The organism is Ferrovum myxofaciens (genome assembly GCF_000735045.1).
GTDB lineage: Bacteria > Pseudomonadota > Gammaproteobacteria > Burkholderiales > Ferrovaceae > Ferrovum > Ferrovum myxofaciens.
Genome location: NZ_JPOQ01000475.1, coordinates 1 through 409 on the forward strand (window position 1 = coordinate 1; position 409 = coordinate 409).

General features: G+C 48.9%; 1 tRNA gene and 1 rRNA gene. Both read left to right on the forward strand.

From position 1 onward, the window contains the following. Positions 1 to 93 (forward strand): 16S ribosomal RNA (locus IV91_RS0114650); the annotation flags it as partial. 50 nt (positions 94 to 143) lie between these two features. Beyond that, a tRNA-Ile gene (locus tag IV91_RS0114655) sits at positions 144 to 220 on the forward strand. Positions 221 to 409 lie beyond the last annotated feature (189 nt).

Sequence of the window (409 nt, forward strand, 5' to 3'; positions counted from 1 at the left end):
GCAAGGGGGGCGCTTACCACGGTATGATTCATGACTGGGGTGAAGTCGTAACAAGGTAGCCGTAGGGGAACCTGCGGCTGGATCACCTCCTTTAAGATCCCTTAGTTAGTACCCACACCTATCGGTAGTATGAATGCCAACGCGGGTCTGTAGCTCAGTTGGTTAGAGCACACGCTTGATAAGCGTGGGGTCGGTGGTTCAAATCCACCCAGACCCACCAATCTGTGGGCATTCTACGTTCTTTAACAAACTGGATGAAGTAAAGGATTTGACTGCTACGAAAGGAAGAGGGCTGGTCGCGAGACTGGTTTAATTTCAAGAAAGCGTAGTGGTCAGATACTGGGTTAGATTGTATTGACACCTTCTTTGAGAGAGGGAGGTGAGATAAACACGAGCTTATAGCATTTGG